The organism is Sorangium sp. So ce367 (genome assembly GCF_051520455.1).
GTDB classification, from domain to species: Bacteria; Myxococcota_A; Polyangia; order Polyangiales; family Polyangiaceae; genus Sorangium; species Sorangium cellulosum_B.
The window spans coordinates 4,370,063-4,396,928 of sequence record NZ_CP150334.1 but is presented as its reverse complement, the minus strand read 5'-3'; the positions used below and the strand labels follow the sequence as shown (position 1 = coordinate 4,396,928).

Annotated in this window: 22 protein-coding genes and 1 pseudogene; 2 read left to right on the top strand and 21 right to left on the bottom strand. The window is 71.2% G+C overall.

Features of this window, described 5'->3' with window-relative positions:
• Positions 1–188: 188 nt before the first annotated feature.
• The 6 genes from WME97_RS16790 to WME97_RS16765 all read right to left on the bottom strand — a co-directional run bounded on the left by WME97_RS16790 (position 189) and on the right by WME97_RS16765 (position 6,882).
• The gene (locus WME97_RS16790) at positions 189–1,223 is read right to left on the bottom strand and encodes a methyltransferase (protein WP_437552916.1); all 1,035 of its coding nucleotides are present in this window, start codon (positions 1,221–1,223) and stop codon (positions 189–191) included.
• Entirely contained in the window at positions 1,223–2,401 is a 1,179-nt protein-coding gene (locus tag WME97_RS16785; protein ID WP_437552915.1) for an aminotransferase class V-fold PLP-dependent enzyme, read from the bottom strand. Before WME97_RS16785 ends, WME97_RS16790 begins: the two co-directional genes overlap by 1 nt.
• Positions 2,398–4,182, bottom strand: a complete 1,785-nt coding sequence (locus tag WME97_RS16780; protein WP_437552914.1) for an iron-containing redox enzyme family protein — start codon at positions 4,180–4,182, stop codon at positions 2,398–2,400. The genes WME97_RS16785 and WME97_RS16780 overlap by 4 nt, the downstream gene beginning before the upstream one ends.
• 19 nt (positions 4,183–4,201) lie before the next feature.
• Positions 4,202–5,518: an FAD-binding protein gene (locus WME97_RS16775; protein ID WP_437552913.1), complete on the bottom strand. Its 1,317-nt coding sequence runs from the start codon at positions 5,516–5,518 to the stop codon at positions 4,202–4,204.
• A gap of 69 nt (positions 5,519–5,587) precedes the next feature.
• Entirely contained in the window at positions 5,588–5,890 is a 303-nt protein-coding gene (locus WME97_RS16770; protein ID WP_437552912.1) for a LuxR C-terminal-related transcriptional regulator, read from the bottom strand.
• 2 nt (positions 5,891–5,892) lie between these two features.
• A complete protein-coding gene (locus WME97_RS16765) occupies positions 5,893–6,882 on the bottom strand; it encodes a helix-turn-helix transcriptional regulator (RefSeq protein WP_437555401.1) in 990 nt (329 codons plus the stop codon).
• A gap of 100 nt (positions 6,883–6,982) precedes the next feature.
• Here WME97_RS16765 and WME97_RS16760 point away from each other — a divergent pair.
• A pseudogene (locus WME97_RS16760) lies at positions 6,983–7,225 on the top strand (O-methyltransferase); the annotation flags it as partial.
• A gap of 452 nt (positions 7,226–7,677) precedes the next feature.
• On the opposite strand, the gene WME97_RS16755 reads toward WME97_RS16760, so the two are convergent.
• From WME97_RS16755 to WME97_RS16700, 12 genes are all read right to left on the bottom strand, one after another.
• Positions 7,678–8,067, bottom strand: a complete 390-nt coding sequence (locus WME97_RS16755) for a hypothetical protein (RefSeq protein WP_437552911.1) — start codon at positions 8,065–8,067, stop codon at positions 7,678–7,680.
• 176 nt (positions 8,068–8,243) lie between these two features.
• Positions 8,244–9,089: a carbohydrate ABC transporter permease gene (locus WME97_RS16750; protein ID WP_437552910.1), complete on the bottom strand. Its 846-nt coding sequence runs from the start codon at positions 9,087–9,089 to the stop codon at positions 8,244–8,246.
• Positions 9,082–9,972: a carbohydrate ABC transporter permease gene (locus WME97_RS16745; RefSeq protein WP_437552909.1), complete on the bottom strand. Its 891-nt coding sequence runs from the start codon at positions 9,970–9,972 to the stop codon at positions 9,082–9,084. Before WME97_RS16745 ends, WME97_RS16750 begins: the two co-directional genes overlap by 8 nt.
• Positions 9,969–11,291 carry an ABC transporter substrate-binding protein gene (locus WME97_RS16740; RefSeq protein WP_437552908.1) on the bottom strand — a complete coding sequence of 441 codons (1,323 nt, stop codon included), beginning with the start codon at positions 11,289–11,291 and terminating at the stop codon, positions 9,969–9,971. Before WME97_RS16740 ends, WME97_RS16745 begins: the two co-directional genes overlap by 4 nt.
• 1 nt (position 11,292) lies before the next feature.
• Positions 11,293–12,369, bottom strand: a complete 1,077-nt coding sequence (locus WME97_RS16735; protein WP_437552907.1) for an ABC transporter ATP-binding protein — start codon at positions 12,367–12,369, stop codon at positions 11,293–11,295.
• 49 nt (positions 12,370–12,418) lie between these two features.
• Positions 12,419–12,583 carry a hypothetical protein gene (locus WME97_RS16730; RefSeq protein ID WP_437552906.1) on the bottom strand — a complete coding sequence of 55 codons (165 nt, stop codon included), beginning with the start codon at positions 12,581–12,583 and terminating at the stop codon, positions 12,419–12,421.
• Between the two features lie 8 nt (positions 12,584–12,591).
• The gene (locus WME97_RS16725) at positions 12,592–14,775 is read right to left on the bottom strand and encodes a family 1 glycosylhydrolase (protein ID WP_437552905.1); all 2,184 of its coding nucleotides are present in this window, start codon (positions 14,773–14,775) and stop codon (positions 12,592–12,594) included.
• A gap of 2 nt (positions 14,776–14,777) precedes the next feature.
• Positions 14,778–15,902 (bottom strand): UDP-galactopyranose mutase, encoded by a 1,125-nt coding sequence (glf, locus tag WME97_RS16720; RefSeq protein WP_437552904.1) that lies wholly within the window; start codon positions 15,900–15,902, stop codon positions 14,778–14,780.
• Entirely contained in the window at positions 15,895–17,043 is a 1,149-nt protein-coding gene (locus WME97_RS16715; protein ID WP_437552903.1) for a glycosyltransferase family 1 protein, read from the bottom strand. Before WME97_RS16715 ends, glf begins: the two co-directional genes overlap by 8 nt.
• Before the next feature lie 152 nt (positions 17,044–17,195).
• The gene (locus tag WME97_RS16710; RefSeq protein ID WP_437552902.1) at positions 17,196–19,106 is read right to left on the bottom strand and encodes a glycoside hydrolase family 2 protein; all 1,911 of its coding nucleotides are present in this window, start codon (positions 19,104–19,106) and stop codon (positions 17,196–17,198) included.
• Positions 19,107–19,361: 255 nt separating this feature from the next.
• Positions 19,362–20,096: a hypothetical protein gene (locus tag WME97_RS16705; protein WP_437552901.1), complete on the bottom strand. Its 735-nt coding sequence runs from the start codon at positions 20,094–20,096 to the stop codon at positions 19,362–19,364.
• 435 nt (positions 20,097–20,531) lie between these two features.
• A complete protein-coding gene (locus tag WME97_RS16700) occupies positions 20,532–22,079 on the bottom strand; it encodes an FAD-dependent oxidoreductase (RefSeq protein WP_437552900.1) in 1,548 nt (515 codons plus the stop codon).
• An 83-nt stretch (positions 22,080–22,162) separates the two neighbouring features.
• Between WME97_RS16700 and WME97_RS16695 the strand changes: the two genes are divergently transcribed.
• Positions 22,163–22,816, top strand: coding sequence for a TetR/AcrR family transcriptional regulator (locus tag WME97_RS16695; protein ID WP_437552899.1), 654 nt, complete (start codon positions 22,163–22,165; stop codon positions 22,814–22,816).
• 48 nt (positions 22,817–22,864) lie between these two features.
• On the opposite strand, the gene WME97_RS16690 is transcribed toward WME97_RS16695, so the two are convergent.
• From WME97_RS16690 to WME97_RS16680, 3 genes are all read right to left on the bottom strand, one after another.
• Positions 22,865–23,275: a VOC family protein gene (locus WME97_RS16690; RefSeq protein ID WP_437552898.1), complete on the bottom strand. Its 411-nt coding sequence runs from the start codon at positions 23,273–23,275 to the stop codon at positions 22,865–22,867.
• 93 nt (positions 23,276–23,368) lie between these two features.
• Positions 23,369–25,243 carry a cytochrome-c peroxidase gene (locus tag WME97_RS16685; RefSeq protein ID WP_437552897.1) on the bottom strand — a complete coding sequence of 625 codons (1,875 nt, stop codon included), beginning with the start codon at positions 25,241–25,243 and terminating at the stop codon, positions 23,369–23,371.
• 385 nt (positions 25,244–25,628) lie between these two features.
• On the bottom strand, positions 25,629–26,801 hold the full coding sequence (locus WME97_RS16680; RefSeq protein ID WP_437552896.1) for a ferritin-like domain-containing protein: 1,173 nt from the start codon (positions 26,799–26,801) through the stop codon (positions 25,629–25,631).
• Between the last annotated feature and the right edge of the window lie 65 nt (positions 26,802–26,866).

Genomic DNA, 26,866 nt, shown 5'->3' with positions numbered 1-26,866 from the left:
CTTACCCATCAGGAAGTCCCTGAAGCTTTCGATCCTGAGATCGCCGCTTGCAGACCTGACGGATGCGCTCGCGTCGCGGCCCAGGGCGGGGTGCGGTGGCGGTCCAGCGCGATCACCGCTCGTCGTCGCCGGGCTCGACGCTCGCGCCACGTTTCGCGCCTTTTCACGGAGCTCGTGAGCGCCTCGCTTCAGGTGGTGACTTGCTTGCGCGCGACCAGGAGCGAGCGGCCGTTCGAGCCAGGTGGGAGCAGCTCGATGTCCGTGAAGCCGGCCGCGGCGACCAGCGCATGCAGCTCGCTCGGGCGCAGGCTCGCGCCGTTCGAGGCGAGGAGCAGGCATAGCGAAAGCATGGCCGGCACGACCGGGCCGGGGACGTCGTCGGAGAGCAGCGTCTCGCTGATCACCACCCGGCCGCCCGGATCGAGGGCGGCGTGCACGTTGCTCAAGATGAGCGCGCGTTCGTCGGCCGACCAGTCGGCGAGCACGGCGGACAACAACACGACATCGGCGCCGCCAACCTCGCGCGCCCATGCTGCATCGCGCGCGTCCCCGGGGATGCAGCGAACGCGCTCGGATGCGCCGGCACCGCGGATCCGCCGCTCGGCATACGCGCAGGCGAGCTCGAGATCGACGAGCGTGATCGCGAGCTCGGGTAGCGCGGCGGCGAGCTCGATCGCGACGGCGCCTCCCCCACCGCCGAGATCGACGAGGCGACGGCTCGACGTCAGGTCCACGCGCGCCGCCAGCTCGGTCCCGGTCCCCGCGCTCGAGCGATCCATCGCCGCCAGGAAACGCTCGAGCTCGGGCGCGCTGTTCGCCATTGCCCGGTAGCCGTCGTCCTCGCCTCGCGCGAACGCCCACAGCGACGCCTGCGGCCTCCCGGCGCGGATCGAAGCCGGCAGGTGCGCGAACAGCGCGTAGAAGTGCTTCCATTGGTGACTCAGGACCGGAACCAGCGAGGCCGGACCATCGACCGTCAGCGCCGCGCGCGCCAGCTCGGTCGCGCGATAGCCGTCCTCCGTGCGATCGAGCAAGCCGAGCGCTGCGAGAAGCTCGAGCAACCGCTCGAGCGGAGCGGGCGCCGCGTCGAGGCGCGCCGCGAGCGCCGCCGCGGTGGCAGGCCCGCCCGCCGTCGCGTCGAATACTCCAAGCTCGACCGCCGTGAACAGGCTGGCCGACAGCGCGTAGCCGACGACGAGACGCTGGAGCTCCGCAGCCTCCACTACGCCCCCCGTACCTTCCTCGGGGCGCCCGCGCGCTCCAGCGCGGCCGCGAGGGCGTCGACGACGAGATCGCACTCCTCCTCGGTGCAACACGGGTGAGGCCCGATCCGCACGCCGGCATTCGGGCGCGCGTCGACGTCGATGCCCTGCTCGCCGAGCGAGTCCACGACCGCTCCCGCGACGGCCTCGTCCATCGGCACGCACACGAAGCCCCCGCGCGCGGAGGCATGCGACGGCGTGAGCACGTCGAGCCCGCGCTCGGCCGCGCGATCGAGGACCCGCCGCGTGAGGACCTCGCTGCGCGCGCGCAGCGCCGCGACGCCGGCATCCCGAACGAACCGCAGACCGGCGCGCGACGTGAAGAGCGGCTCGACGGCTGGCGTCCCCTGCTGGAGCTTCGCGCCGCCGACGGCAGGCGCGAACGTCGCATGAAACCCGCCGACGTCGCGGTGCCCGATCCATCCCGGATAGGCGGGTTCCCATCCCGCGGCGAGCTCGGGGCGCACGTAGGCGAACGCGAGGCCGGTCCCACCGCCGCACATCCACTTGTAGAGGCCGCCCACCAGCACGTCGGGATCGAGCACGCCGACGTCGATCGAGACCACGCCGACGGCCTGGAACGCATCCAGGATCACGAGCGCACCCGCGCGCCGCGCCGCCGCCACGAGCCGAGCGGCATCGAGCAGCGCGCCGGTCCTCGGCGACACCATCGCGATCGCGATCGCGGCGACGCGCTCGTCGAGCACGGCGGCGAGCTCCTCGGGCTGGAACCCACGACCGTCAGCCGGCGCGATCTCGACGATCTCGAACCCGCGCCGCTCCTGCGCGGCCCACAGGTAGCGCGACGAGTGAAAATCGATGGTCGAGATCACGATACGCCGGCGCTCGCCCCTCGGCTCGAGGCACGCCGCGATCGTCCCCTGAGCCGCCGTCGCGCTGCCGTGCAGCCCCACCGACCCCGGCGCGGCACCGAGCAGCTCCTCGATCGCGCGTGTGGTCTCGAACATCGCCTGGATCCACGGGCCGATCGAGCGGCTGCGAAGGTGGAGCGTGCGGGCGTACTCGTCGAGATCCTGCTGCACATCGCGCGGCAACGGCCCCAGGCACTGCGACGCGAAGTAGCGCCGCTCGCCGAGCAGCGGGAACCGCGAGCGGGCAGCGAGCACGGCGTCGGTCATTGCGGATACCAGAGCTGATACATGGCGTCGAAGAAGCGCCACGACGCACGCGCGACGGCCTCCGCGCCGCGCCACGCGCGCTCGGCCTCGCTGGCCCCCGCCGGGACGAGCCTGGCCAGCTCGCGCGCCTCGTCGACGTGCTCGATCTCGAGCTCCTCGTGCAGCGTGAACCACGGCATCGCATCCGCCGCGATCAGCTCCTGGCGGCGCAGCAGGTCTCCTACGCGCGCGTCCACCTGCCGGCCGTACACCTCGATCAGGATGCTGGCGCCGATGCCCACGTGGGGATCGGGATCGGCGTAGACCGCGTCCAGCTCCTCGAGGAGCTGCCGGCCCGGCGCGAACATGTCGACGCCGTCCTGTTCCGGCGGCCGGTGCGCCTCGAGCGCGGCCACCATGCGCTCGAACAGCACGCGGTGGGCCTTGTTGTCGTAGTCGCCGTGGCCGAGCTCGTCGTCGAGCTGCTTGGCGAGGACCGATCGCGCACGGTCGTCGCTGATGCGCGCTACGACGGCGGCGAGCCGGCGCGGAAACGGCCCGGAGATCCCGATCTGCGCGTTCGCGAGCAGCATCCACACGCGCCCGAGGTCACCGCGCTCGCGCCCCCAGCGCGTGAACAGCGGATGCTCGGCCAGCGTGCGGGCCTCGTAGTGCGTGACGATCGACTCGGCATCGTGCCGAGGCGCGGGCGTGTGGACGTGACCGTGCGGGTACGGCGGCATGACGTCGTAGGCCTCGGGCGACAGATAGATGGTGAGCCGCGGAGTCCCACCGAACCGCACCGACACGTAGCTATGGATGCCTCGCCCATCGGCGAGGGGCCGCCGCGCGAACCCGGCCACCGCAGCGCGGTAGCCATCGGTGGCGACGGCTCCCGCGAGGTAGCGCTCGACGCGGTCGCGGACGACCTCGTCGTTCGGCAGGTAGTGCGAGATCGGGACGTGCAGCGTCGCGACCCCGGGGCGCGCATCGCCGGCCACGAGCGAGAAGCACGAGCCGATCGGCTTCGACAGGAAGGGGCCACGGTGGCCGACCACCGCGTCGAAGTACGCCGTGGCGGCACCCGGCGTGTACGTGCGCGCCGCGGCGAACGCCCGCTCGAGCTCATCCGCCGTCACCGCGTGGTGGCGGTAGTAGATCTTGACCCGCGCCGTCGGGCCATCGCTCAGATCGAGCGAGAAGAACGCGAGCCGATCGAGATCGGGACCGCGCTGCCCGGCGACCGTGGTCAGCGCCGACCAGGCGGAGCCGAGCCGGAGGCGGTGCAGCGCCTCCTCGACGAGCGCCCCCGCGCGCGCGGGGCCGCGCACGTTCGGGTTGACGTAGACCTTGAACTCGGGCGCGCGGCCCGGCCAGAAGGAGACGGCATGCCACAGCGCGAACACGCCGTCGGGGTCGTCGGGGAGAAACAGGTCCTCGATCGCGGCCAGCCGGTCGGTGGCGGCGCCGTGCTCGCGGGCCAGCCGCGCCGTCAGCGCCCGCGCCGCGCGCAGGTTGGCGGCGTTCGACGGTGGATCACCTTGCGCCTCGAGCAGGATGCGGAGCTCGGGCCGATCACCGCCGACGACGAACGACAGCTCGAACGGCGTGTGATCGTCGCCGATGTCGGAGGCGTACGACGGCCGGTGGCCGACGGGCCGATCACCCCACGGGCGCAGCAGCTGTTCGAACAGCGCGATGATCTCGTGCTGGCGCTCTTCGAAGCCGAGCGCCCGGCACACGGGGAGGAGCAACGATCGGCCGAGTTCGATGTGGGTGGGGCCTTCGTGCGAGTGGATCATGGTACGTCTCGTCCTGTGATCACGTGGGCGCAGTCCCGTCGGTGATGCGCAGCCCGCGACCGAGCCGGTGCTCGGGATCGAACCGTCGCTTCGCGGCGACGACCTCGGGCCAGCGCTCGCCGTAGTGCCGGCGCCAGTCGTCGGGGGTCAGCTCCACCGCGCTGATCGGGTAGAGCGTCGCGCCGATCGCGAGCGCGCGTTCGTAGAGGGCGCGGTTGTCGCGCGCGAGATCGGCCGCACGCGCGGGCGTCCCCGGGACCGCGTTGCGGAGCACGTCGAACAGCAGCAGCTGCTCTGCTTCCGGGACGCGACACAGCGGCGCATGCAGCCGTGATCGTGCGAGCGGGGTCAACAGCACGAGCCCGCCGCCGAGATCCGCGCGCTGGAGCGCGGTCAGCTCGGCGGCGATGAACGCCTCCGCGCGGCCGGCGGGCACGATCACGTCGATCCACGGGTGCGGCACCGTCCACATGCCCGCGCGCTGGAACTCGGCGACCACCGCGTCGGTGCGCGCGACGAATGTGGCGAAGTCCACCTCGCCGTCCCCCCTCACCTCTCCTTGCGCGTAGCGCACGAGCGAGAGCTCGAAGGCGAAGCCGTCCGGTCCCTCGAGCGCCGCGGCCGAGACGTGCTCGTAGCGCGCATCGGCAACGTGACGAGCGAGCTCGGAGAGGCACGCGCCGAGCTCGCCGAAGCGCGACGTGGTCACCTGGACCGCGCGCGGAGCGGGGACGAGCGCGATCCGAGCCGCGATGACGATGCCGAACTGGCCGAGCCCGCAGCGGACCGCGTCGAACAGCGGGCGCTCGCGCTCGGGAGAGCACCGCACCAGCTCGCCTGTGCCGGTCACGACGTCGAGCTCGAGGACATGATCGACCTGCGCGCCGGTGCGGTACGACTCCGCGCCGATGCCGGCGATCGCGAGCGTGCCGCCGACCGTGGCGTCGAGGTAGCCGGTCAGCGTCGGCGGAACGCGGCCGTGGCGAAGCGCGGCCGTGACGACATCACGCCAGCGGGCGCCGGCGTCCACCCACACGCTGTTCGCCTCGACGCCACCGACGCGCGCCATCGACCGCATGTCGACCACCACGCCGCCGGGCGCTGCGACGTGCCTGCCGACTGCGTGCCCCTGCCCGCGCACGGCGATCGGCAGATCGCACGCACGCGCGTAGTGGACGAGTCGCTGGATGTCGAGCGCGCCCGCCGGTGACAGCACGACGCTCGGCGTGGACGCGAGCGGCCCACCGAAGGTCGCCGCGGCGCGCGCGCACGCCTCGGCATCGGTGCGCAGCGCTCCCTGCACGTCGGGCAGGCTCGTCCGGTCGTTCGTGGCCATGGACCGCGCACGACGATGTCGGATCGCGGACGCGGTCGACCATAGTCAACGAAGCGAAGGCCGTGCGGGTCAGAGCCGGCCGGCCCAGCGCGCGACGAGCTCCGCGCGCGAGCGAACGCCGAGCTTGGCGTAGATCGCGGCCACCTGATTCGCGACGGTGTACACCGACGAGCCGCGCCGCCCGGCGATCTCCGCCTTCGACAGGCCCGCGGTCAGGAGGCGCGCGACCTCGCGCTCGGCATCGGTGAGCGCGGGCGGCGCCTCGTCGTGCGCGGGCAGGCTGATCACGGCGTACTCGTCGCCGCCGATCTGCATGCGGACCACGCGGATGTCGTCGGCGACAGGCTTCGAGGGTTTCCGGGATCGCGCCATAGTCAATCCGACGATGCCTGTCGCGCGAGATGTTCGGCGTCGAGCCACCCGAGCGCGTTGATGAGCTCGAGGCGCGAGCGCACGCGCAGCTTGGCCTGCGCATGCGCGAGATGCGTGTTGACGCTGGAGACGCTGATCCCGAGCTCGTAGGCGATCAGCTTGTTCGAGTGGCCGAGCGCGGCGTACCCGGCGACCTGGCGCTCGCGCGTGCTGAGGCCGCGGGCCGGACGCGCCGCGGGATCGTTGCGGCGCGCGATGAGAAAGCGCCGGCCGTCGCTCTCGAAGCGCTCGAGGAGCGACCACCGGCCTGCGACGAGCCCCTGCCAGATCTCGACGGCCTCGTCGGCGTCGCTCCGGCGCAGCGCACCGCGCGCACGGTCGATCGCCAGCGCGGCCCGGCGCAGCTCCTCGCGCATCGGCGCGGGCTTGGCCGCGATCTCCGCGTGAAGCACGGATCCATCAGGCGCGAGCACGGCCTCCGCGGTGTCGCGCGCGACGAGGCTCCGCAACCGGAGGCCGGCCGCCATGTGGGCGGACAGTCGGGTCCACAGCTCGCGCCGGCCGGCCGCGAGCCGGGTCTTGCGAGGCAACGCGAACCCCAGCACCGCGAACCGCGGCCCGGGATCCGCCGCGATGAGACCGAAGCCATCGCGCGCATCGACCGATCGCAGCCTCGGGCGCTCGTCGACGGGACGCGCGAAGTGGTCGCTGAGCAGCGCCACCGGGAACGAGCGCAGGCGTCGCCAGATGTGGGCGTCGTCGAGCGCGAGCGCCTCGCGCACGACAACCTCCGGGTAGCCACGCAGGTCCGCCGCGAATGCACGGAACGTCGCGCGTTGCTCGTCGAACTCGGCGATGAAGGCCGCGACGGCGCGCGCCGAGCCCCAGGCCGGACCCGCGGCATCGACGATGCCCTGGAGCCACGCTTCGTTGCCCCCTTCCACCCGGTACGCCGCCTCGATCACGTTGACGAAGTCGAACTGCCGCCGCATCTGCACCGCTCCACGATCGTATCGCGATAGCGCTACAGCCTCCGCGTGACGCCCATCCAGATCCAAGCGGCTTGCGAAGAAAGCCCCAGGCGCGCCTGTTATCGACGCCGACAAGCCGTGGAATCCCGACTACTTCGCGTGGACGCTCGAGCTCTCCCGCCGCGGCAGCGTCATCGCGATCGCCAACGTCGTGCGCAAGGGGGCGGTCATCGACCCAGAGAGCGCCGATCCCAACGTCCAGCGAGTGCGCCGCCTGAACAAGCGGCTCGCCGCCGAGCGACGCGTGAGCGCGACGGTGATGCAGACCGTGGGCAGCAAGGGATACGACGGCCTCGTCACCGCGGATCCACCGCCACAGCGGCCGAGCGTCTGCCGGGCGCTCTTCGCGCCTTCCCGCGCCGGGCCACAAAAAACAGAGCGCCCATTCGACGGCGGGGGGGGAAGCCGTCACGGGCGCTCTGCCGTCGTTACTTAGCAGGAGACGGGCCAGGGCCTTTCCGCACCGTTTTCAAGGACTTACCCGTAAGGAAGCCCCTGAATCTTTCAATCCTGAGATCGCCGCATGCAGACCTGACGGATGCACTCGCGCCGCCGCACCAGGGCCGTGCAGCGACGGTCCAGCGCGATCACCGCTCGCGGCGCTCCCCGCAGTGACCGGCGGCGCCCGCCGTCGCGGGGGCTCGTGGCCTCGCGCGGCGCGGCGCTCGTCGCGGCATCGGCGCTCGCGATGGCGCCGCCGCGGTGCGCGCCGCGCAGTGCACGTCGAACCCGTCGCACGCCGCCGGGAAGCGGCGGCTACTCCGGGAAACTCGTCAGCGCGCAGTAGAGGATCCACTCAACATCGTTCCCGCTGCCTGCCTTCTTCGAGCATAGGTCCTTTTTGTCCGGGTCTAGCCTCCATCGCGATCCACAAAACGCCTCCTTCGCCTCCTGGCCGGATGCCGTCAAGGCGAGGCAGATCAATTGGCGTTCGATGCGCGGCCCGTCATGAAAATCCAGCTCATCCGATGCGGTGAGGGTGACCTCTGACGTGTTCATGTCATCCAACATGACCGCGCCAGGCCCTTCGCCCACATCCTCCGTCGCCATGGCACATGAGAAACAAGCGAGCGACAGCGCGAGAGTGGCAATCAGCCTGGTTGTCCTGACTTCCATGAGTGAAGGTTGCTGCGATTTGTAGACCACGGTCGAGCGCGCATGGACGATGCACTGGCGTCCTCGGATCCATGCTGGGCATACGTGCGCCTGGAGCCGCACCTCCTGCTCGCCGGCGTATTCCCCTACCCGGCCAGCAGGCGAAGGTGCTCATCCGAGTGGTCCGATCCGCCGCTGGGACGAAGCGCTCCGCCCTCTGCGACGAATCAGCGCTTGAGCCCGGTCCGCGCGAGCCCCTCCACGAAGTACCGCTGCGCGAACAGGAAGAGCACAACGAGCGGCAACATCGCGAGGGAGGCGCCCGCCATGAGCACGGCCGGCTCGCCGCCGTAGGCGTTCTGGGTGCCGGCGATCATCTGCTGGATGTTCATCTTCTGCGGAGAGGTGATGTAGATGAGCGGCCCGAAGTAGTCGTTCCAGGCGGCCTTGAGCCCGAGGACCGCGAGCGTGGCGACGGCCGGCCCGGCGAGGGGGAAGACCACCCGCGTGAACGTCTGGAAAGGGTTCGCGCCATCCAGCGTCGCTGCCTCGATGAGCTCGTCCGGAATGCTCGCGAAGTACTGCCGCATCAGGAAGATCGCGACCGCGCTGCCCGCCGCGCCCGGCACGATGAGCGGATAGTAGGTGTCGATCCAGCCGATCCGGGCGAAGCCAACGAACTGCGGGATCAACGTGACCACGCTCGGCAGCATCATCGTCGACAGGAGCGCGGCGAAGATCGCGTCGCGCCCCGGAAAACGGAGCTTCGCAAAGGCGTAGCCGGCGAACGAGGCGGTGAGGAGGCCGCCGAGGGTGGAGGGGACGGCGATGAGGAGCGTGTTCCAGGTGCCGCGGAGGATGTCGATCTCGGCGAAGGCTTGCCGGTAGTTGGCGAGCGTCGGGCGCGCCGGGATCCAGCGGATCGGGACCGCATAGATCTCGTCCGCCGGCTTCACGCTGGTGCTGATCATGAACGCGAAGGGCGCGAGCACGAAGACGGCCACCAGCGCGAGGACCGCATAGGAGAGGAGCCGGAGCGCGCGGCGCCCTCGGGACCTCCGGCCGCTACTCATCGTGCACCCAGCGCCGGGCGAGGCGGAACTGGAGCACGGTCACGATCATCACGAGCGCGCCGAGCACCCAGGCCATCGCCGACGCATAACCCATCTGGAAGTACTGAAAGCCGGTGAGGTAGAGATAGAGCATGAACGTCGCCGAGCGGAACTCGGGGCCGCCGCGCGTCATCACGTAGACCTGATCGAAGCTCTGCAGCCCGCCGATGACGCTGGTGACGGCGATGAAGAACGTCATCGGGCTGATGGCCGGCAGGGTCACGTGCCGGAAGCGCTGCCAGGCGTTCGCCCCGTCGAGCTCCGCGGCCTCGAGCAGCGATCGCGGCACGCCCTGGAGCGCGGCCAGGAAGAGGACCATGTTGTAGCCGAGCCCGCTCCAGATCCCCATCACGACGAGCGCGGGCTTGACGAGGTGCGGGCTCGAGAGCCACCCGGGCGGGTCGGCGACGCCGAGGGCGCGGAGGTACGTGTTGATGAGCCCGTAATCGGCGTTGTAGATCCACTTCCAGAGCAGCGCCGCGGCCACGATCGAGCACACGGAGGGGATGAAATAGACGGTGCGGAAGAACCCCTCGAGCCTGAGCTTCTGGTTCAACAGGAGCGCGAGCAAGAGCGAGATGGTGATGCCGATCGGGATGCCGAGGAGGTAAAAGGCCGTGTTGGCGAGCGTCCGCCAGATGAAGAAATCCCGGGCGAAGAGGCGAGCGTAGTTATCGAGGCCGACCCACTGCGGCGGCGTGAGCACCTCGAAGCGGGTGAAGCTCAGATAGAGCGACGCCAGCATCGGGCCGAGCGCGAACACGACGAAGCCGAGCACGGGGATCGCCACGAACGCACAACCCCAGCGCGCCTCCGCGCGGGCGCGCGGTATCTGCTTCTTCAACGCGCTGCCTCCGGTCCGGGGTTGTTCTCCCGCATGGTTTGCTCGACGATCGGCGCGAGGGCCGGGAGCAGCTCGCGCGCGGGCCGTTCGCCGCGCCAGACCTGGGGGATGAAGCTCGAGAAGACCTCGTGCCAGAAGGCGTTGGGCGTCTCGGTCTCGGGGCTCGGACGGCTCGTCTCGGCGGCGCGCAGGAAGACCTCGGCGTGGGCCGGCCGCTGCCCGGGCTGGAGGAAGGCGGCGGTCGCGGCGACCGATCGCTGATTGGGCACCTGGAGCCCGGATCGGGCCAGCTCGCGTTGTCCCTCGGGGCCGGCCAGGTACTCGATCAACGTGAACGCCTCGGCGATGCGCCGGCTCGCGGCGCTGACGGCCAGCCCCACGGAGCCCGACCAGCTCACCGAGGTCATGCCCGGCTTCGGCACCGGCACGGGCGCGACATCCCAGTCGAAGCGCATCCGGCGGTACCGCGGGACCATCCAGCGACCATCGATGTGCATGGCGACGAGCCCGGCCTCGAAGAGCTCGCTCTGCCCGGCGCCGCCGCTGCGGGCGAGGTTGGGCGCCACCTGATGGCGGAGGGCCAGATCCGCGCACCACTGCACCGCGTCCATCGACACGTCGGAGTCCATGAGCCACCGGCGCTGCGCCGCGTCCACGATCTCGCCGCCCGCGGACCACACCGCGGCTTCATAGGGATATCCGGTGATCCCCCAGTGCTGGACATAACCTTCGCGGTACGTGAGCGCGCGAAAGGCGGCGATGGCCTGGTCCCAGGTCATCGGCACCTCGGGATCCGGCGCGGGCACGCCGCGGCGGCGCAGCACGTCCTTGTTGTAGTAGAGCACCGTGGGGCCGATGTCCTTCGGCAGCGCGTAGAGGCTGCCCTCGTGGAGGACGCGACCATTCCAGCGATAGCGGTCCAGGGCGGTCGGCCAGATGTCGGCGAGATCGAGGGTCCGACTCTCCTGCACGAGACCGCCGATGTCGCGCAGGACGCCCTGACTGACCATCTCGCCGAACGCGCCGTCGGGCACGTAGAAGACGTCGGGCGCGCGCTTCGCCACGATCATCAGCCGGAGCTTGTTGAGGTAGTCGTAGCCGACGCCGGGCACCTGCGTGTACTCGACGTGGATCTCCGGGTGGATCCGCTCGAAGGCGCCGAGCGCCGACCGCATGATGGCCCGCTCCTCCGGCATCCCCCAGCCGACGAAGGTGATGGTCGTGCGCGCGACGTGCGAGGGGGGATCGGCCTTCGAGGCGCATCCGGCGGGCGAGATGGACGCGCACAAGACCACGAGCCGGAGCGCGCGACGGGCCATCTCAGACCCGCTCCTCGGTGCGCGGATCGAACAGGTGGACGTGCTCCGGCGCGGCGGCCAGCGCCACGCGCGCGCCGACGGCCGGCGTCGTGCCGCGATCCAACCAGCGGGACACGATCGCGGCCTCGCCGACGCGCAGGTGGACGTACGACTCGAACCCCATCGCCTCGACCATCTCGACGTCGCCCTGCACGCCGAGCGAGGCGTCGGCGGGCGCCGGGCCGAGGTGCTCGGGCCGGACCCCGGCGATCACCCGGCCCTCGCGGTGCTCCGGTGTCCTCGGCAGCGCGAACCGCACGCTCGGCGCCGAGAGCACCGAGGTCGGGCCGTCGAGGCGGAGCTCGGCGGGGATCAGGTTCATCGGGGGCGCGCCGATGAACGTCGCGACGAAGACGTTGGCCGGCCGGTCGTAGAGCTGCTGCGGGCTGTCGTGCTGGAGGAGCGCGCCTCCGTGGAGGACGGCGATCCGCTCCCCGAGGGTGAGCGCCTCCGTCTGATCGTGGGTCACGTACACGAACGTCGTCCCGAGGCGACGATGCAGGCGGCGGAGCTCGGCGCGCATCGAGCTGCGCAGCGCGGCGTCGAGGTTCGAGAGCGGCTCGTCCATGAGCAGCACGCCCGGCTCGCGCACGATGGCGCGCCCGATGGCGACGCGCTGCTGCTGGCCGCCCGAGAGCGCCCGCGGCTTGCGATCGAGGAGGTGATCGATCGCCAGCGCGCGCGCCGTGGCCTCCACGCGGCGCTTCACCTCGTCGCGCGGCACGCGGCGGAGCGCGAGCGAGAACGCCATGTTCTCGAAGCACGTCATGTGCGGGTAGAGCGCGTAGCTCTGGAAGACCATGGCGACGTCGCGCTGCTTCGGGGGCACGTCGTTGACCACGCGGCCGCCGATGGAGAGCGTCCCGCCGTCGACGTCCTCGAGGCCCGCGATCATCCGGAGCGTCGTCGACTTGCCGCACCCGGAAGGCCCGACGAGCACGAGGAGCTCGCCGTCCTCGACGCGCAGCGACAGGTCCTCCACGATGGGCGCGCCCCCCTGGTAGCGCTTGTACACATGCTCGAACGCGATCGCGGCCACGCTTCCGCCTCCTCGGCGCCGCTGCTCGTGAACCGCGGCGTGGGCGAGATCAAGCTGCCGGGCGAGCGCCGCCTTCGCGTCGCCGGGCGAGCCCCCAGCTGAACGCCGAGCCGATGATCTCGGCCAGATCCGCGACGTCGTGACCGCGCGCGACGATCTCTTCGGTGATCACGCTGCCAATGTGGCCGGCTCCGCCGGTGACCAGGACGCGCATGAAACCTCCTAACTTTGTGGCCGGGGCTCACGCTCCGCGACGTAGCGCGCGAGCGCGTCGTCGAGCGACGGCAACAAGAGCCCGCGGCCGCTCCCGAGCGCGCTGTACCGCGGGCGCGGCGCGGCCAGGCCGAGCGCGCGGCTCGGGCAGCGCACGAGCCGCGTCGCGGGGACGCGCGCGAGCGCCGCGCTGCGCGAGGCGAGCTCCGCCCAGCTCGTGGCGTCCCGGTTGGCGAGGTGCCAGATGCCGCGCTCGCCGTCGATCAGCAGATCGAGGGTCGTGTGCACGAGATCCGGGACGTAGGTCGGCGAGACGATCACGTCGTCGGCCGCGTGGAAGCTCCGGCCCTCGCCGAGGGCGCGCAGCGCGGCGCCGACGAAGTGCGCTTCGTCCCAGGGACAGAAGAACGCGGCGGTGCGCACCACCAGCGCCTCCGGGAGGATCGCCAGGACGTTCCACTCCGCCGTCGCCTTGCTTCGGCCGTAGACGTTGAGCGGCCGCGCGGGATCGGTCTCCACGTACGGCGAGCGCTGCGCGCCGTCGAAGACCAGATCGGCCGAGAAGGTCACGAGCCGCGCGTCCCGCCGGCGACACGCGATCGCGAGCACGGCGGGCCCCAGCGCGTTCTCGCGCTCGCAGCGGTGCGGCTCGCGCTCGGCCTCGTCGACGCGCACGAACCCCGCCGTGTTGACGACCGCCCAGGGGGCGAACCGGTCGAGGGCGCGCTCGACCGACGCGGGATCGGCGATGTCCATCTCGTCGCGCCCGATCGTGCGATGGGGCAGGCCGCGCAGCGCGCACAGGCGCGCGAACGCGCGGCCGAGCGTCCCCTTCGCGCCGGTGATCAGGATGGGCGGGCCGGCGGCGGCCGCCTCGGGCGCGGGCGCGACGGCCGCGGCCGGACCGTACGTCAGCCGCTCGGGGCGCCGCCACCAGCCCGGCGGGGCGAGCACGGGATGCTCGAAGCGATCGCCGCGCGCGAGCGCGGAGACCAGCCGAGCGAGCGCCGTGGGCCGCGGCTCGGGGCCGCGCACATCGAACACGCCCGGCTCGTAGTGCCCGCGCTCCTCGGTGACGAGGCAGCTCCAGTCGAAGCAGCCGAGCAGCGACCACGCGGTGACCGCGCGCACGTCCGCGCCCGCTGCGCGCGCCGCTTCTGCGGCGCGGAACGCCTCGACCAGCCAGCGAAGCTGCTCCTCGCGCGGCCCGCCGAGGTGCACCTCGCTGATCGCCACGGGCCGGCGGTAGCGATCCCAGACCTCCTGGAGCCGCGCGCGGTGCCCGTCGATGCCTCCGGCGACCGCACGCACGGCCTCGACGTCGGCATACGCGTGCTTGCCGTTTCCGCCGTGCGACCAGGCGGGGTAAGAGGCCAGCCGCTCGTCGAGGAAGCGCTCGCTCGTGATGTAGTAGTTGATGCCGAGGATGTCCGGCGGACAGGGATCCTCGACGAACCACGCGAGCTCGGCGGGCGAGGCGCCCCACCCTAGGAGCAGCGGAAACAGCGGGTGATCGCCGTCCACGCGCCCCGTGAGCAGATCGAAGCTGAGCCAGCGCCGGTGATTCTCGTGCTCGGCCTGGTACGCGAGCAGCGGCGTGCTCATCGTCTTGCCGACATCCTCGGTCTGGATCAGGCGCGCCCGGGGGATCACCTCCCGGATGGCGCGCATGGCGAGCGCGATCGCGCGGCACTCGGTGAGCAGCGCGCGCACGAACGTGCGCGGATCGCGGCCGTGCGGGTACCAGTGCCCGTAGAGGCCCGAGAAGCGGGCCGTCGTGAGCGGCTCGTTCACCGGCGTCCAGTCGGTGACCCACGGATAGCGCTCGGCCGCCGCGCGGGCGAAGCGGGCGAGCCCCTCCGAGAAGCCAGGATCGACGAGGCTCGTGTAACGCGGGCCGCTGCCGTGGTGGACGAGCCCGATGATGGGCCGCACCTCGAGCGCCCGGAGCCGCTCGATCCGCGCGTCGGCCCAGCCGAAGTCCAGGCGCTCCGGCCGGTCGGGGGCCGTCCGCTCCCAGAGCACGGGCATGCGCAGCGCCTGGATCCCGAGCGCGGCAAAGCGATCGAGATCATCGAGGCGGCGCGCGTGCCCGCTCCGCTCGAGCTGGTGGTGAACCACGTCGCCGACGCGGTTGACCGTGCACTCCACCCCGCCCCAGATCTCGAGGGGCGCCCTCGCCTCTTCCGCCATGGTCAAGCCGCCTTGGCCGCGGCGAGCTGTCGGTTCGGCACGCCGGCCAGCTTGGCGTAGAGGGTGAGCGCCTGCGCCACCACCTGGTCCATGTTGTAGTAGCGATAGGTCCCGAGCCGCCCGGCGAAGTGGACGCCGGGCGTCTCCTTGGCGAGCTCCTCGTACCTGCGGTAGAGGGCCGCGTTCTCCGGCCGCGGCACGGGGTAATACGGATCGCCCTCGCCCTTCGGGATCTCGTAGACGATGGTCGTCTTCGGGTGCACCTGGCCCGTGAGGTGCTTGAACTCGGTGACCCGGGTATAGGGGTTCTCGTTCGGATAATTGATGACCGGCGCGTCCTGGAACCTCTCTTGATCCTTGGTCTCGAAGTGGAACTCCAGGGATCGATACGGCAGCTTTCCGAAGCGATAGTCGAAGAAGGCGTCGACGGGGCCGGTGAAGATCACCTCGCGATGAGGGATCACGCTCTGCATCTCGCGAAACGGGGCGTTGAGCAGGATCTTGATGTTCGGGTGATCGACCATCCGCTCGAACATGCGCGTGAAGCCGTGGAGCGGCATGGCCTGGTAGGTGTCGGTGAAGTACCGATCGTCGCGGTTGCTCCGCACCGGCACCCGCGCGGTCACGGCGGCGTCGAGCTCGGACGGGTCGAGTCCCCACTGCTTCCGGGTGTAGTGCTTGAAGAACTTCTCGTAGAGCTCGACGCCGACCTTGCTGACGATCACGTCCTCGCTGGTGCGGATTTGCTCGCGTCGCACGGCCCGGGACGCGAGGAACGCCTCCACCTCGGGCGCGCTCAGGCGAAGGCCGTAGAGCTGGTTGATGGTGTCGAGGTTGATCGGGATGGGGACGAGCTGCCCGTCCACCCAGGCGCGCACGCGGTGCTGGTACGGGCGCCACTCGGTGAACTGCGAGAGGTACTCGAAGACCTCCCGCGAGTTGGTGTGGAAGACGTGGGGGCCGTACCTGTGCACGAGGACGCCGGCGGCGTCGTGGTGATCATAGGCGTTGCCGCCGATGTGCGGGCGGACATCGCAGAGCACCACCTTCTTGCCCGAGCCGCGCGCGAGCCGCTCGGCGAGCACGCAGCCCGCGAAGCCGGCGCCGACGATGAGATAGTCAAACATCGGCGCCCTGCCGCGCCGCCGGGCGCCGGCCCACCATCAGCACGCCGTCGAGCAGCTTCTCGATCTTCGACCATGTGGCGTCCCACGAACCCTGTGCGAGCAGCGCGTCGGCCCGCGAGAGCCGCGCGGCGTGGTCGTCGGCGAGGTACGCCTCGACGGCGGCCACGAAATCGCCCGCGGTGTCGGCGATGCGCGCGAGGCCGAGCTCGCCGTAGGGCCGGACGACATCGCGGATCGACGTGGAGACGACGGGCTTGCCGCCCGCGAGGTACTCCGGCGTCTTGGTGGGGCTGATGAAGCGCGTGGCCTCGTTGCGCGCGAACGGAAGGAGCGCCACGTCCCAGCCCGCGAGGTAGGCGGGCAGCTCCTCGTAGGTCTTCTTGCCGAGATAGTGAATGTTCGGCGCGCGCGGCAGGCTCGCCGGCTCGATCTTCAGCACCGGACCGACGAAGACGAGGTGCCATTCAGGCCGGGCGGCGGCCACCCCGGCGATGAGATCGAGATCCATGCGCTCGTCGATGACGCCGAAGTAACCGAGCCGCGGGCCCGGGATCGTGGCCTGATCGACGGGCGGCGCGAGCGGCCGGCGCGCCGCGGCGAAGTGGGCGATGTCGACGCTGCTCGGGAGCAGGTGCACGTTCGCGTGCAGCGCCCTCTTGGACTCGTAGAGGCTTCGCCCTCCGGTGAAGACCACGTCGGCGCGGCGGAGCAGCTCGGCCTCGTGATGCTTGAGCGCGGGCGGCGCCCCGGCGAACGCGGAGAGCTCGTCCATGCAGTCGTACACGACCGCGCTGGCCGCGAGGTGCCGCGAGAACAGGAGCGCCATCGGCGTGTAGTACCAGAGCACGTGATCGTCGATGCCGAAGCGATCGAGCATGTCGTCGACGAGATCGCGCTGTAGCGCGTGGATCCGCGCGTCGTCGAGGCCTGGTGGCAGGTGCGGCGTGACGACGCGCACGCCGTGGCGATCGACGGGCGCGGCCTCGATCCGCGGCGGCCCGTCGCTCCACATCGGCTCCTCGAAGAAGAACACGCGTCGCGTGCGCGCGCAGCGCGAGAGGAGGTGCTGCGGGCGCTGGAAGACGAAGCTCCAGCGCAGGTGCGAGAAGCAGACGACGTCCGGCCGCCGTTTCGGGCTCATGCTTGTCCTCCTCGGTGGCGGCCGCGGCGCGGCTGATGTGCACGAGCGTGCCGCCGGGGAGGGGCAATACAAGGAACGTACCTGAGGGCCACGTCCATCGCGGAGCTCGGCCGCCTCTCAGCCGCCCGGTTTGGCGAGGCTCCGTTTGAACATCACTCCTCCCCGGCGATCACCTCGTCCATGATGATGCCTTCCTGGCGCGGGCCGGCGCACTCCGCGAGCTCCATCGTGTCGGGGTGCACCTGACCGGCGGCCCGGCCGCGCGTGGCGGCGGCGATGGCGTCGATCAGGAACTTCGGCGTCCGATCGGCGTAGAGAAGCCCGTTGGCCTCCTGGTAGGTATCGGTGAGCTGCGTGTAGCAGAAGCCCGCGAGCAGCGGTGTCGCGCGCACCACGGCGAGGAGGCGCTCGTACGCCCGCTCCAGCGCCGCGGGGTTATCGGCGGAGGTGTATCCCCACGTGCCGGGGCGGCGGAGCGCGATACCGCCCATCTCCGAGAGCACGATCGGGTGCTCCAGCTTGCGCGAGTGGCCGTCGAGCACGAGCACGCGGCCGCCGGGGCGCTCGCGCCGGAAGAGCCGCGGGCGACACTCGCCGCCGTCGTAGCGCTGGGCGATCCGGGCCGGATCAGGATCGTAGTCATGAATACCGATGATGTCGGTGGCCACGGCCTCCCAGCCGTCGTTGCCGATCACCGGGCGCGTCGGGTCGAGCGTCTTGGTGAGGTGATAGAGCGCCTTGACCCCGTGCCGCTCGCGCGCGCTGTCCGGCAGGTTGGGCACGCCCCAGGACTCGTTGAAGGGCACCCAGGCGATGACGCACGGATGGCTGAAATCGCGGTTGATCGCCTCCGTCCACTCGCGCGTGAGGCGCTCGATCGAGAGGGGCGTGAAGCGGTAAGCGCTCGGCATCTCCTCCCACACGAGCAAGCCCAGCCGATCGGCCCAGTAGAGATAGCGCGGATCCTCGATCTTCTGGTGCTTGCGTGCGCCGTTGAACCCCATGGCGCGCGTGAGCTCGATGTCGCGCCGGAGCGCGTCGTCGTCGGGCGCGGTCATCCCAGTCTCGGGCCAGTAGCCCTGATCGAGCACCATCCGGAGCACGATGGGCCGCCCGTTGAGCACCACGCGGTCGCCCTGCACCGCGATGGACCGGAGCGCTGTGTAGCTGTGCACGCGATCGATCGTCTCGCCGTCGCGGGTGACGAGCTCGATCTCGGCCTCGATGAGCGTGGGTGACTCGGGGCTCCAGAGCAGCTGGTTGCGCGAGTCGTCGATGCCCGGATCGGAGAGCGCGATCCGGCGGTGGACCTCGCCGAGCACCACGGCGTAGCTGTCCTCGGCGAGCAGCGCGCCGTTCGCGGTGAGGCGCAGGCGCAGCCGCAGTCCGTCCCGGCGCTCGCCGCCGATCCTGGCGTAGAAATCGAGCTCCCATCGGTCGAGGCTCGACTGCCAGCGGAGCGCCGCGATCGAGCTCGCGGGCACGCGCTCCATCCACACCGTCTGCCAGATGCCGGTCGTGCGCGGGTACCAGATGGAGTGGGGTTCGAGCTGCCAATCCTGCTTGCCGCGCGGCTTGGCGAGGTCGAGCGGATCGTCCTCCGCGCGCACGACGATCTCGACGGCGCGCGCCGAACCGACGAGGTCGGTGATGTCGACGCTGAAGGGGGTGTAGCCGCCGGTATGATGCGCCGCGCGGCTCCCCGCGACCCAGACGGTCGCGTCGTAGTCGACGGCTCCGAAGTGCAGCATCAGCCGCTCTCCACCGCGGAGCTCCGGCACCGCGATGGTGCGCCGGTACCAGACGGCGCGGAAGAGGCCGCGCGCGCCCACGCCGCTCCGCGGGGTCTCCGGCGCGAAGGGGACCTCGATGAAGCCCTCCCAGCCGACGTCGGCCGGCTCCCGGAAGCGCGCCTCGGGATCGAGCGCGAAGCTCCACGTACCGTTGAGTGATTCCCACCCGGCGCGCCGGAGCTGCGGCCGCGGGTAGCCATGCGCGCGCCCGCCGGCGGTGGAGAGGTCTGCTCCAGGGGGGGGCTCGGCGGAGACGGACGGGCGGTTCATCCTTCGAGGTGCTTCCTTTGCTGTACGGCGGGGCAGACCTTACAGCGCCTCAGGCGTCACGCCATGCCGCCAGCGCGGGTTTTGATCCGCGCGGTGGCGCAGACTGCATCGACGCGAGAATACCGGACAATCACCGTCTCTCCATGAGTCCGGCAATTCCGGCTATGGGGGCGGGCCGAGCGGCAAGCAGGCAAGTAGCCTCGAGCGGTGGGCTGGCTCTGACAGGGAAGCTGCTCGCCGCGAGCTGGTCGAGCCTCACTCGGCGTAGACGGCCACCGTCGCGGTGCACGAGGCGTTGCCGACGCAGCCGGCGCGGAAGGTGTAGTAGTCCGAGAGCGCCGCGACGTGGGTCGTCTTCGGCATCTCGGAGCAGCCGATCGTCTCGGCGGAGTCCACGGCGACCTGGACGCCGTTGCGATCGAAGAGGCGGATATACGACATCCCCGAGCGGCTCGCCCCGTAGAGCACCGCCGCGCAGGTGCCGAAGGAGATCGTCTCTCCGGCGTTGAAGAAGTACGCCTGGTCGACATAGTTGGTCGTGGCGTAGTTCGTGCTGCTCCTCGAGTACGAGAAGGTGCCTTTGCCGTGCGCGATCGCGACCGTGCCGCTGCACGAGGAGAAACCGTCACAGCCGGCCCGGATCTGGAAGGGCCAGCCCGTCGACGACGTCGTATAGCGGATCTGCGCCGAGATCGACCCCGAGGGGCCGTCGTTCGCCGAGGCCACCTGCACGGGCGACCCGGAGCTCAGGTCGAAGAGGCGGAGGAACGTGTCGCCCGAGGAGCTGGCGCCAACGATGCCGGTCGTGCCGATCATCACGCGCCTGTTTGGGTTGATATTGAGGTTGAAATTGGTCGTGTTCACGGTGGCGTTGTTGGTCGCGCTCCGGCTGAAGGAGAAGAGCGATATCGCTTCCTCCGCCTCGCCCACGACCTCGCTCTGCTCCTCTTCGCTGAGCGCCTCGGCCGCGCAACCGGCCGAGAGCGTCATTGTCAGGGCCAAAAGGACTTGTTCAAACGAGCGGGTGTTCATGTTCTTCCTTCGCTGCCTTTCTCTGGGGTCGCGCGGGCGCGTGAGCGGATCTCGCGGGCGGGCGCGCGCGGGGACTCTGTTCGTTCCTGCGCGGGCGGAACCCGCGGGGGCGTCAGGGGACGTCACCTCGAGAGGTGTCGCGTGGCCTGCGCGGTAGCTCGATCGGATTCAGCGTACCGCCAAGCACAGCCGTAGCAAAGCCCTTGCCTGGCACAGAGAGAGCCTCTGCACCCCATTTTTGCGCGGCGCTCGACCCCTGCTGGGGGACGCGAGGCGCACGCTGGCGCTCGGCCCCGCCAGCAGTGGAGGCTCTTCCCTCCACCCGCCAGCGCGAGAAGGAAGCGCCGAAGCTCTGCCCACCGCGCAAGCCGAACGCGCGGGTGGACAACGCGGTCACCCGACCAGCGGGCGAAGGAAGTGTTCGAGCTGCTCGAGCGTGCCAGGGGAAGCGCGCCATCCGATGTAGCCGTCCGGGCGGACCAGCACGAGCGCATCGCCATCAACGCCATAGCCAGCACGCGCGTGCCTGTCCGTATCGACGAGGGCGCGCCGGCCGGCTGGCTCCCCCGGCTGCACCACGGCGCGGGCGTGCACGGCGGGGCCGTACCGGGCGTTCACCCGAGCGACCGTGTCCCCTTGGGCCGCGCCGAAGGCGAGCAGCGTGAAGTGCGGGCCACGGAACACATCGAACAGGCGGACGGGCGCGCCCTCGGCGTCATGACAGGGCGCATCGGGCGCTCGGTCCCCGGCGAGGACGCGCGCCGGCGCGGTGTGATCGTCGCTGGCCTCGTCGCGGGCCAGCGAGCTCCCGCGGTAGCTGATGTCGAGCTGCTGCGTCTCCGGGCCGCGCCGCACCTCGCCCGGGCTTCCCTTCGCGGTCCGGCGATGCAGCCTCGAGGTGAGGCCGAGCATCGCCGCGGCGACCGGCAGCCGCTCCTCCTCGTAGGTGTCGAGCAGCGCCGCGGGCGCTCCCGCCAGCACCTGGCCGAGCTTCCAGCCGAGGTTGTAGGCGTCCTGGATGCCGGTGTTCAGGCCCTGCCCGCCTGCCGCGGGGTGCACGTGCGCGGCGTCGCCGGCCAGGAACACCCGGCCGACCCGGTACCGGTCCACCATCCGCACGCTGGGCCGGTAGAGCGACAGCCAGCTCGCGTCGTGCAGCCGGACATCCGAGCGGCCGGTCCGCTCGTGGAACAGCCTCTCGGCGGCCTCCACCGTCAGCTCGGGCGCCTCGTCGCCCAGGATCGGTATCAGGATCTGGAAGCGCTCCGTGCCGGGCAGCGGGCACAGCGCGACCGGGCCGCCGAGCGCTTTCGGCCAGGCGTGCCAGCGCTCGCGGTCCAGCCCGTCGGCGCGGACGTCGCCCACGAGCGCCCGGTCCGCCTCCAGCGTCTCCCCCTGGAAGCCGACGCCGAGCGCGCGCCGCACGAAGCTGCGCCCCCCGTCCGCGCCGACGAGGTAGCCGGCCCGGACCCGCTCCGTCTCGCCCGCCCGGACCAGCGTGGCCGTCACGCCGTCGCCGTCCTGCTCGAAGCCGGTCAGCTCGGTCGCGAGCTCGACACGGACGCCGTGCTCCGCGAGCCGGGCGCGCAGGATCTCCTCCGTCCGCCATTGCCCGAGGAGCAGGATGTTCGGATAGGGCACGTCCGGCGCGGGCGCGCGGCGCTCGAACATGGCCCAGTCGCCGAGCACCGCAGCGCCGTCGTAGGCGCGGATCAGCGGGTAAGGGGCTCCGGCGGCCATCGCCGCGTCCAGCACCCCGAGATCGTCGAGGACCTCGAGGGTGCGCGGCTGCACGCCCTTTCCACGAGAGCCGGCGAAATGGGCAGGCGCCTTGTCGACGATCCGGCACGCCACGCCGCGGCGGGCCAGATCGCACGCGAGGGTCAGGCCGGTGGGCCCCGCCCCCGCGATGAGGACATGCGTGCTCAGCGACGGATTCATTGGCTGTCTCCTGTCAGGTGAAGTCACGCCATCTTGGAAGCTGTCGCTTGCCTCGTCAGCTTGCGTTCTGCCAGCATGGTTCCATGCGCAAGCGGGACGCTGTCACGCCGCGGAAACAGCCGACGCAGGACCGGTCGCGCGCGACGGTCGAGGCGATCCTGCAGGCGACCGCTTACATTCTGGTGCAGGACGGGTACGCGCGGCTGACGACGAACCGCGTGGCCCAGCGGGCCGGGGTGAACGTCGCGTCCCTGTACCAGTTCTTTCCGGGCAAGGAGGCGCTCGTGGCCGAGCTCCACCGCCGGCACATCGAGCAGGGCCGCGCGGCCGCGGCCGCGGTGCTCGCCGCGCATCAAGGGCAGTCGCCCGATCGGGTGGTCCGGACGATCGTGGAGGCCGGCATCGCCGCCCACGCCGTGGAGCCCGAGCTGCACCGCGTGTTCCTCGAGCAGATGCCGCGGATCAGGGCGACCCGTTCCGCGGCGAGCGAGGGCTTCCTGCTCGAGGAGGCGAAGCAGCTCCTCGCGGCGTGGGGCTGCCCGGCGCCGGACGTGGAGCTCGCGTGGTGGATGATGCAGACGGCGGCGCACGCGGTCGTGCATCAGGCGATCGTCGAGCGGCCCGGCGACGTGCGCTCCGGCGCGCTGGCCGAGGAGCTCGTGCAGCTGCTCGAGCGCTACCTGCGCGGGAAGCAGACCCCAGGGCCCCGCGCCGGCGCGCGGCGGGAGGCCATGTGATCTCGCCGAGGGCGCCGAGGGCGACTGCCCCGCGTAGCCTCCGCGCGCTCAGCCGGGCGTGGCGATCTCGTCGTAGCCGCGGCCGCTGAACTGGAGGAGGCAGACGCCGTGGCCGAAGGGATCGGCCAGGCGGAGCATGCGCCCCCACGCCGCCACCTCGATCTCGGCTTCGGGAACCGCGCCTGCCTCCTGCGCGCGGCGCGCGGCGGCCTCGAGATCGTCGACAACGAAATCGAGGTGGACCGGCGTCCAGTGGCGCCGGTAGTCGCGCGGGGACGCGCCGGCGGCAGGCTCGCTGCCGGCCTGCTTCACCAGGAGGTAGATGGGAGCCGCCGCGCCGAGGAGCTCGACCCCGGAGGCACCAAAGCGCCGCCCGACGCGCAAGCCGAACGCACGCGTGTAGAACGCGATGGCGGGATCGAGCGCCGGAACATCGATGTTGACGAGCAGGTCGGACATGCGATGAGGGTAGCTCCTGGGCGCGTCGCCCCCAAGCCAGGGCGCTTCGCGGCTGCGCAAGGGGGCGCTCGGCCCGAACCGGGAGCGCTCGGGTCAGAGCGTCTCGAGGTACGCGACGAGATCGTCGATCTGGGCCGGCGTGAGCGCCGAGGTGACGCCGTGCCGGTCCCCTCCCCCACACGGGCCGAAGCGGTCGTGGAGCGTCGCGGCGCAGCCGTCGTGCATGTACGGGGCGCGCGCCGCGAGCCCGTGCAGCGAGGGCACCTGGAACGGCTTGCCCGTGCCCACGTCGACCGTCTCGTTGTTCGTGAGCTTCCTCCCGGAGTGGCACGTCGTGCACCCCAGGGTCGGGTCGTAGAGGAGCCACTTGCCACGCTCGACGGCGTCCTCGTCCAACGGCTTCGACCGGGGCAGGGCCTTGATCGTGTCGAGCCACGCCGCGAACGCGTCGAGGTACTCGGGGTCCGGAAGCGAGCGGCCCATCCGCTTCTGGAGCACCTCCTCCATGAAGCTCCTGAAGTCTGCCAAGCCACCGTCCCAGTGCAGCGGCATCGTGTCGAGGACGCCGCCTGCGACGGATTGCGTGCGGCGCGGTCCGGAGGGTTGGAAGTTCCATACCCGCCCGTCTTCATGCCCCTCCGGATGGCAGGACGCGCAGGTGACGGAGAGCAATCCACCGCCGTCGCCATGGAAGAGGGCATGGGCATCATCGAGCCGGCTCTCCCCGGGAAGCTCGAGCGTGCCGAGCTTCTCGCCGCTGAGGGCCCCGAAGCGCAGGATGCTCGGCGGCTCCCGTACCTGCACGAGCAGGTTTCTCTCTCTGTCGTAGCCGACGGCGATGGGCTCGCCGCTGGAGCCGATGAAGAGGCGGCGCTGGTCGGGGGCGAGCGCGCAGGTATCGTTCCCGTCTTCCCGCTCGAGGGTCTCCAGCGGCGTCTCGACGACATCGCGGCTGCCCGCCTGCACGATCGCCGCGCTGAGCCCATCCGGCGACACCGCGATGTCGACCGGGAGCAGCCCCACCCCGATGCCGCCCACACCATGCCTGGACAGCACAGGATCCGACGGGTGGCCCTCGCTGGGCAACGGTCGCGTGAGGGTCACCGCCGCGTGGATCAAGCTTCGTCTGCAATCCTTCGAGTAGTAGCGACCGGCCCCCACGGCGTCGACGGGCGTGACGATGGCGCGCTGATGCAGCATCGCCACACCGCCCCCAGGCAGCGGGACCGTCCTCCACGCCACCGCCGGCTCGAACTCGCGCGCGTCGTTCTCGTCGCCGTACAGCTCACCCGGGATGTACGCCAGCGGCCTGATTCGCTCGGCCACGGTCCCGTCCTTCGCGACCACCAGGAGCTCGGCGGACCGGAAGCGGCTCACGAGGAGCGAGTCCCCCTCGACGACCACGTCGCGCAGATCGCGGTCGAGGCGGAGCTCGCGGACCGGCGGGGCAGCGACGTCCGAGGAGAGCGTCACGAGCTCGCCGCCCGCGCACGCCACGTGGAGCAGGTCTGTCGAGGCGTCGTACGCGATCCCGCGAGGCGCGGGGCAAACGGGCCTGCGGTGCATCTCCCTGGTCGCGAGATCGATCGTGACCACCGCGCCCCCGCGGCGGAGCGCCACATGAAAGGAGCCAGCCGCCCCCTCGGCCACGCGCCCGGGCTCGTCGTCCTTCTCCAGAGGGAGGATGGCGTCCACCTCGAAGGTGCGGAGGTCGACGATGGAGATCCTGTCGCGGTCCGGATCCGCCGCGATGGCAAGCGCCTTGTCGGCGGTCACGAGGAGCGTCCCGCCGCTGATCGGGGGAGGCGGCACCGCGGAGACATTGGGAGGCCGATAGTGCGGGGCCCCCGAGAGGTCTGGGATTTCGTCCCACGGGATGGTGTCATGGTAGTCGAGCACCTTGCACCCGGCGATAGCCGTGATCATGGCGACGAGCGCGGTGAGCCACGCTCCGGATAAAGCTTTCATTGCGCCTCCTGCGACCGGCGCGGCTGTGCAAGAAGGCTGCCGGGGTCGTGGGTCGAGCCTCTGACGACAGCACCTCTCCTCGAAATGAGCGAGATCGCTGCGGGCGTGCCGAGTTCAGGGGGCGCGTCCATGCAGCAGGATCCGCGGTCGCCGCCCAGGGCACAGACCTCCGGCTGCTGGAAACGTGCTGGAAGACGCAAAATGTATACGCTGAAAAGGCCAGGTGTTGTCGCCGTTCCACACGCGGCGTTCAGGCTGGCGCCTCGTCCATGATCGCCGCCGGGAGCCGCCGATAAACCCTGTCGCCGCGGTCACGAGATGCGCTTCCTTCATGACGGACAGGGAGCGCATCGCGTGGACAAAGCGACCGGAAGGGCCCCTCCCCTCAAGCCATCATCGCGCTCTGGGCCGCTTCGTCCGGGCGCCCTGCCAGGAGCAACCTCGACGCCGGCCGCACGATCTCCTCGATCACGCGCGCGGCCGCCTCGCCGCGCGCCGCGGCGCCGAACCGCCCGTGCGCCGCGAGCTGCGCGCCTCCCGCGCTGTCGCCTCCCTCGAGCTCCGCGCGCCCGAGCCCCGCGAACACCTCTTCCACCGCCGCCCGCACCCGCTCGCCGCCCGCGCGGATCGCCCACGCCACCGTGCCCCACGCGAGCTCCGCGTGCCGCGCCTCGTCCGCGGCGATGATCGCGAGCGCGCTCCGCACCGCCGGGTCCTCCGCTGCGCCGAGCTCCTCGGCGGCGACCACCGCCGCGATGGTCTCGCCGATGCAGCCTTCCTTCGCCGCGCGCGCCGCGATCGACGCGAGATCTGCCTCGACCTCCACCCGCCCGTCGAAGGGAAACGCGCCCGGCGCGATCGCCTCGCCCGCATAGGCGCTCGCGAGGGCGAAGCAGAGGCGCGCGTGGCGGGCCTCGTCGAGCGCCGCGCGGTGCGCCTCCTCCACGAGATCGGCCGGCGCGCCCGCGGCGAGCAGCTCGAGCGCGAAGCGGCCGAACGAGGCCACGGACGCGTGCTCGAAGAGCGCGTCGCGCGTCCACGCCGCGGCCAGCGCCGCCCGCAGGTCCGCGGTGAGATGATCGATCCGCGGCGCGGCGGCCTCCGGCGCGCCCCAGCCGGCGTTGCCGCGGGCGCGGACGAACGGCGCTGTCCGCGCCGCCTCCTCGACGAGGTACGGGCGCCCCTCGCACATCGGGATGAAGTACGTCTGATAGCAGCACTGGCCGTCCTGCAAGGCTCCATCGCTCTTGACGCTGTGCGATCCGAAGCCGGACTGATTGAGGATTTCCTGCCCTTCCGACCGCGAGGGGCACGCGACAGGCTCGCTCTCGCCGGCACCTCCGCCCCCCCCGGCTCCCCCCTCGCCGCCAGCATCTCCGAGGCCGTCAGCCTCGTCCTGCGGCCACGCGAAGCAGGCCACCTTCGAGACGGGCTCGGGATCCTCCGGACAGCTGCTATAGGTATTGGTGCAGCCGGCCGCGCCCGCAGCAGCGGGGAGCGCGAGCAGGGCGAAGAGGCGATGGGCAAGCGTGCATCGGAAGGTATGTGCGGTGTTCATCGGGGACCTCGTTGATGAAGAGCAGGGCTTGACGCGCTTGCACGACGCATGCCTCCGCGAATCCA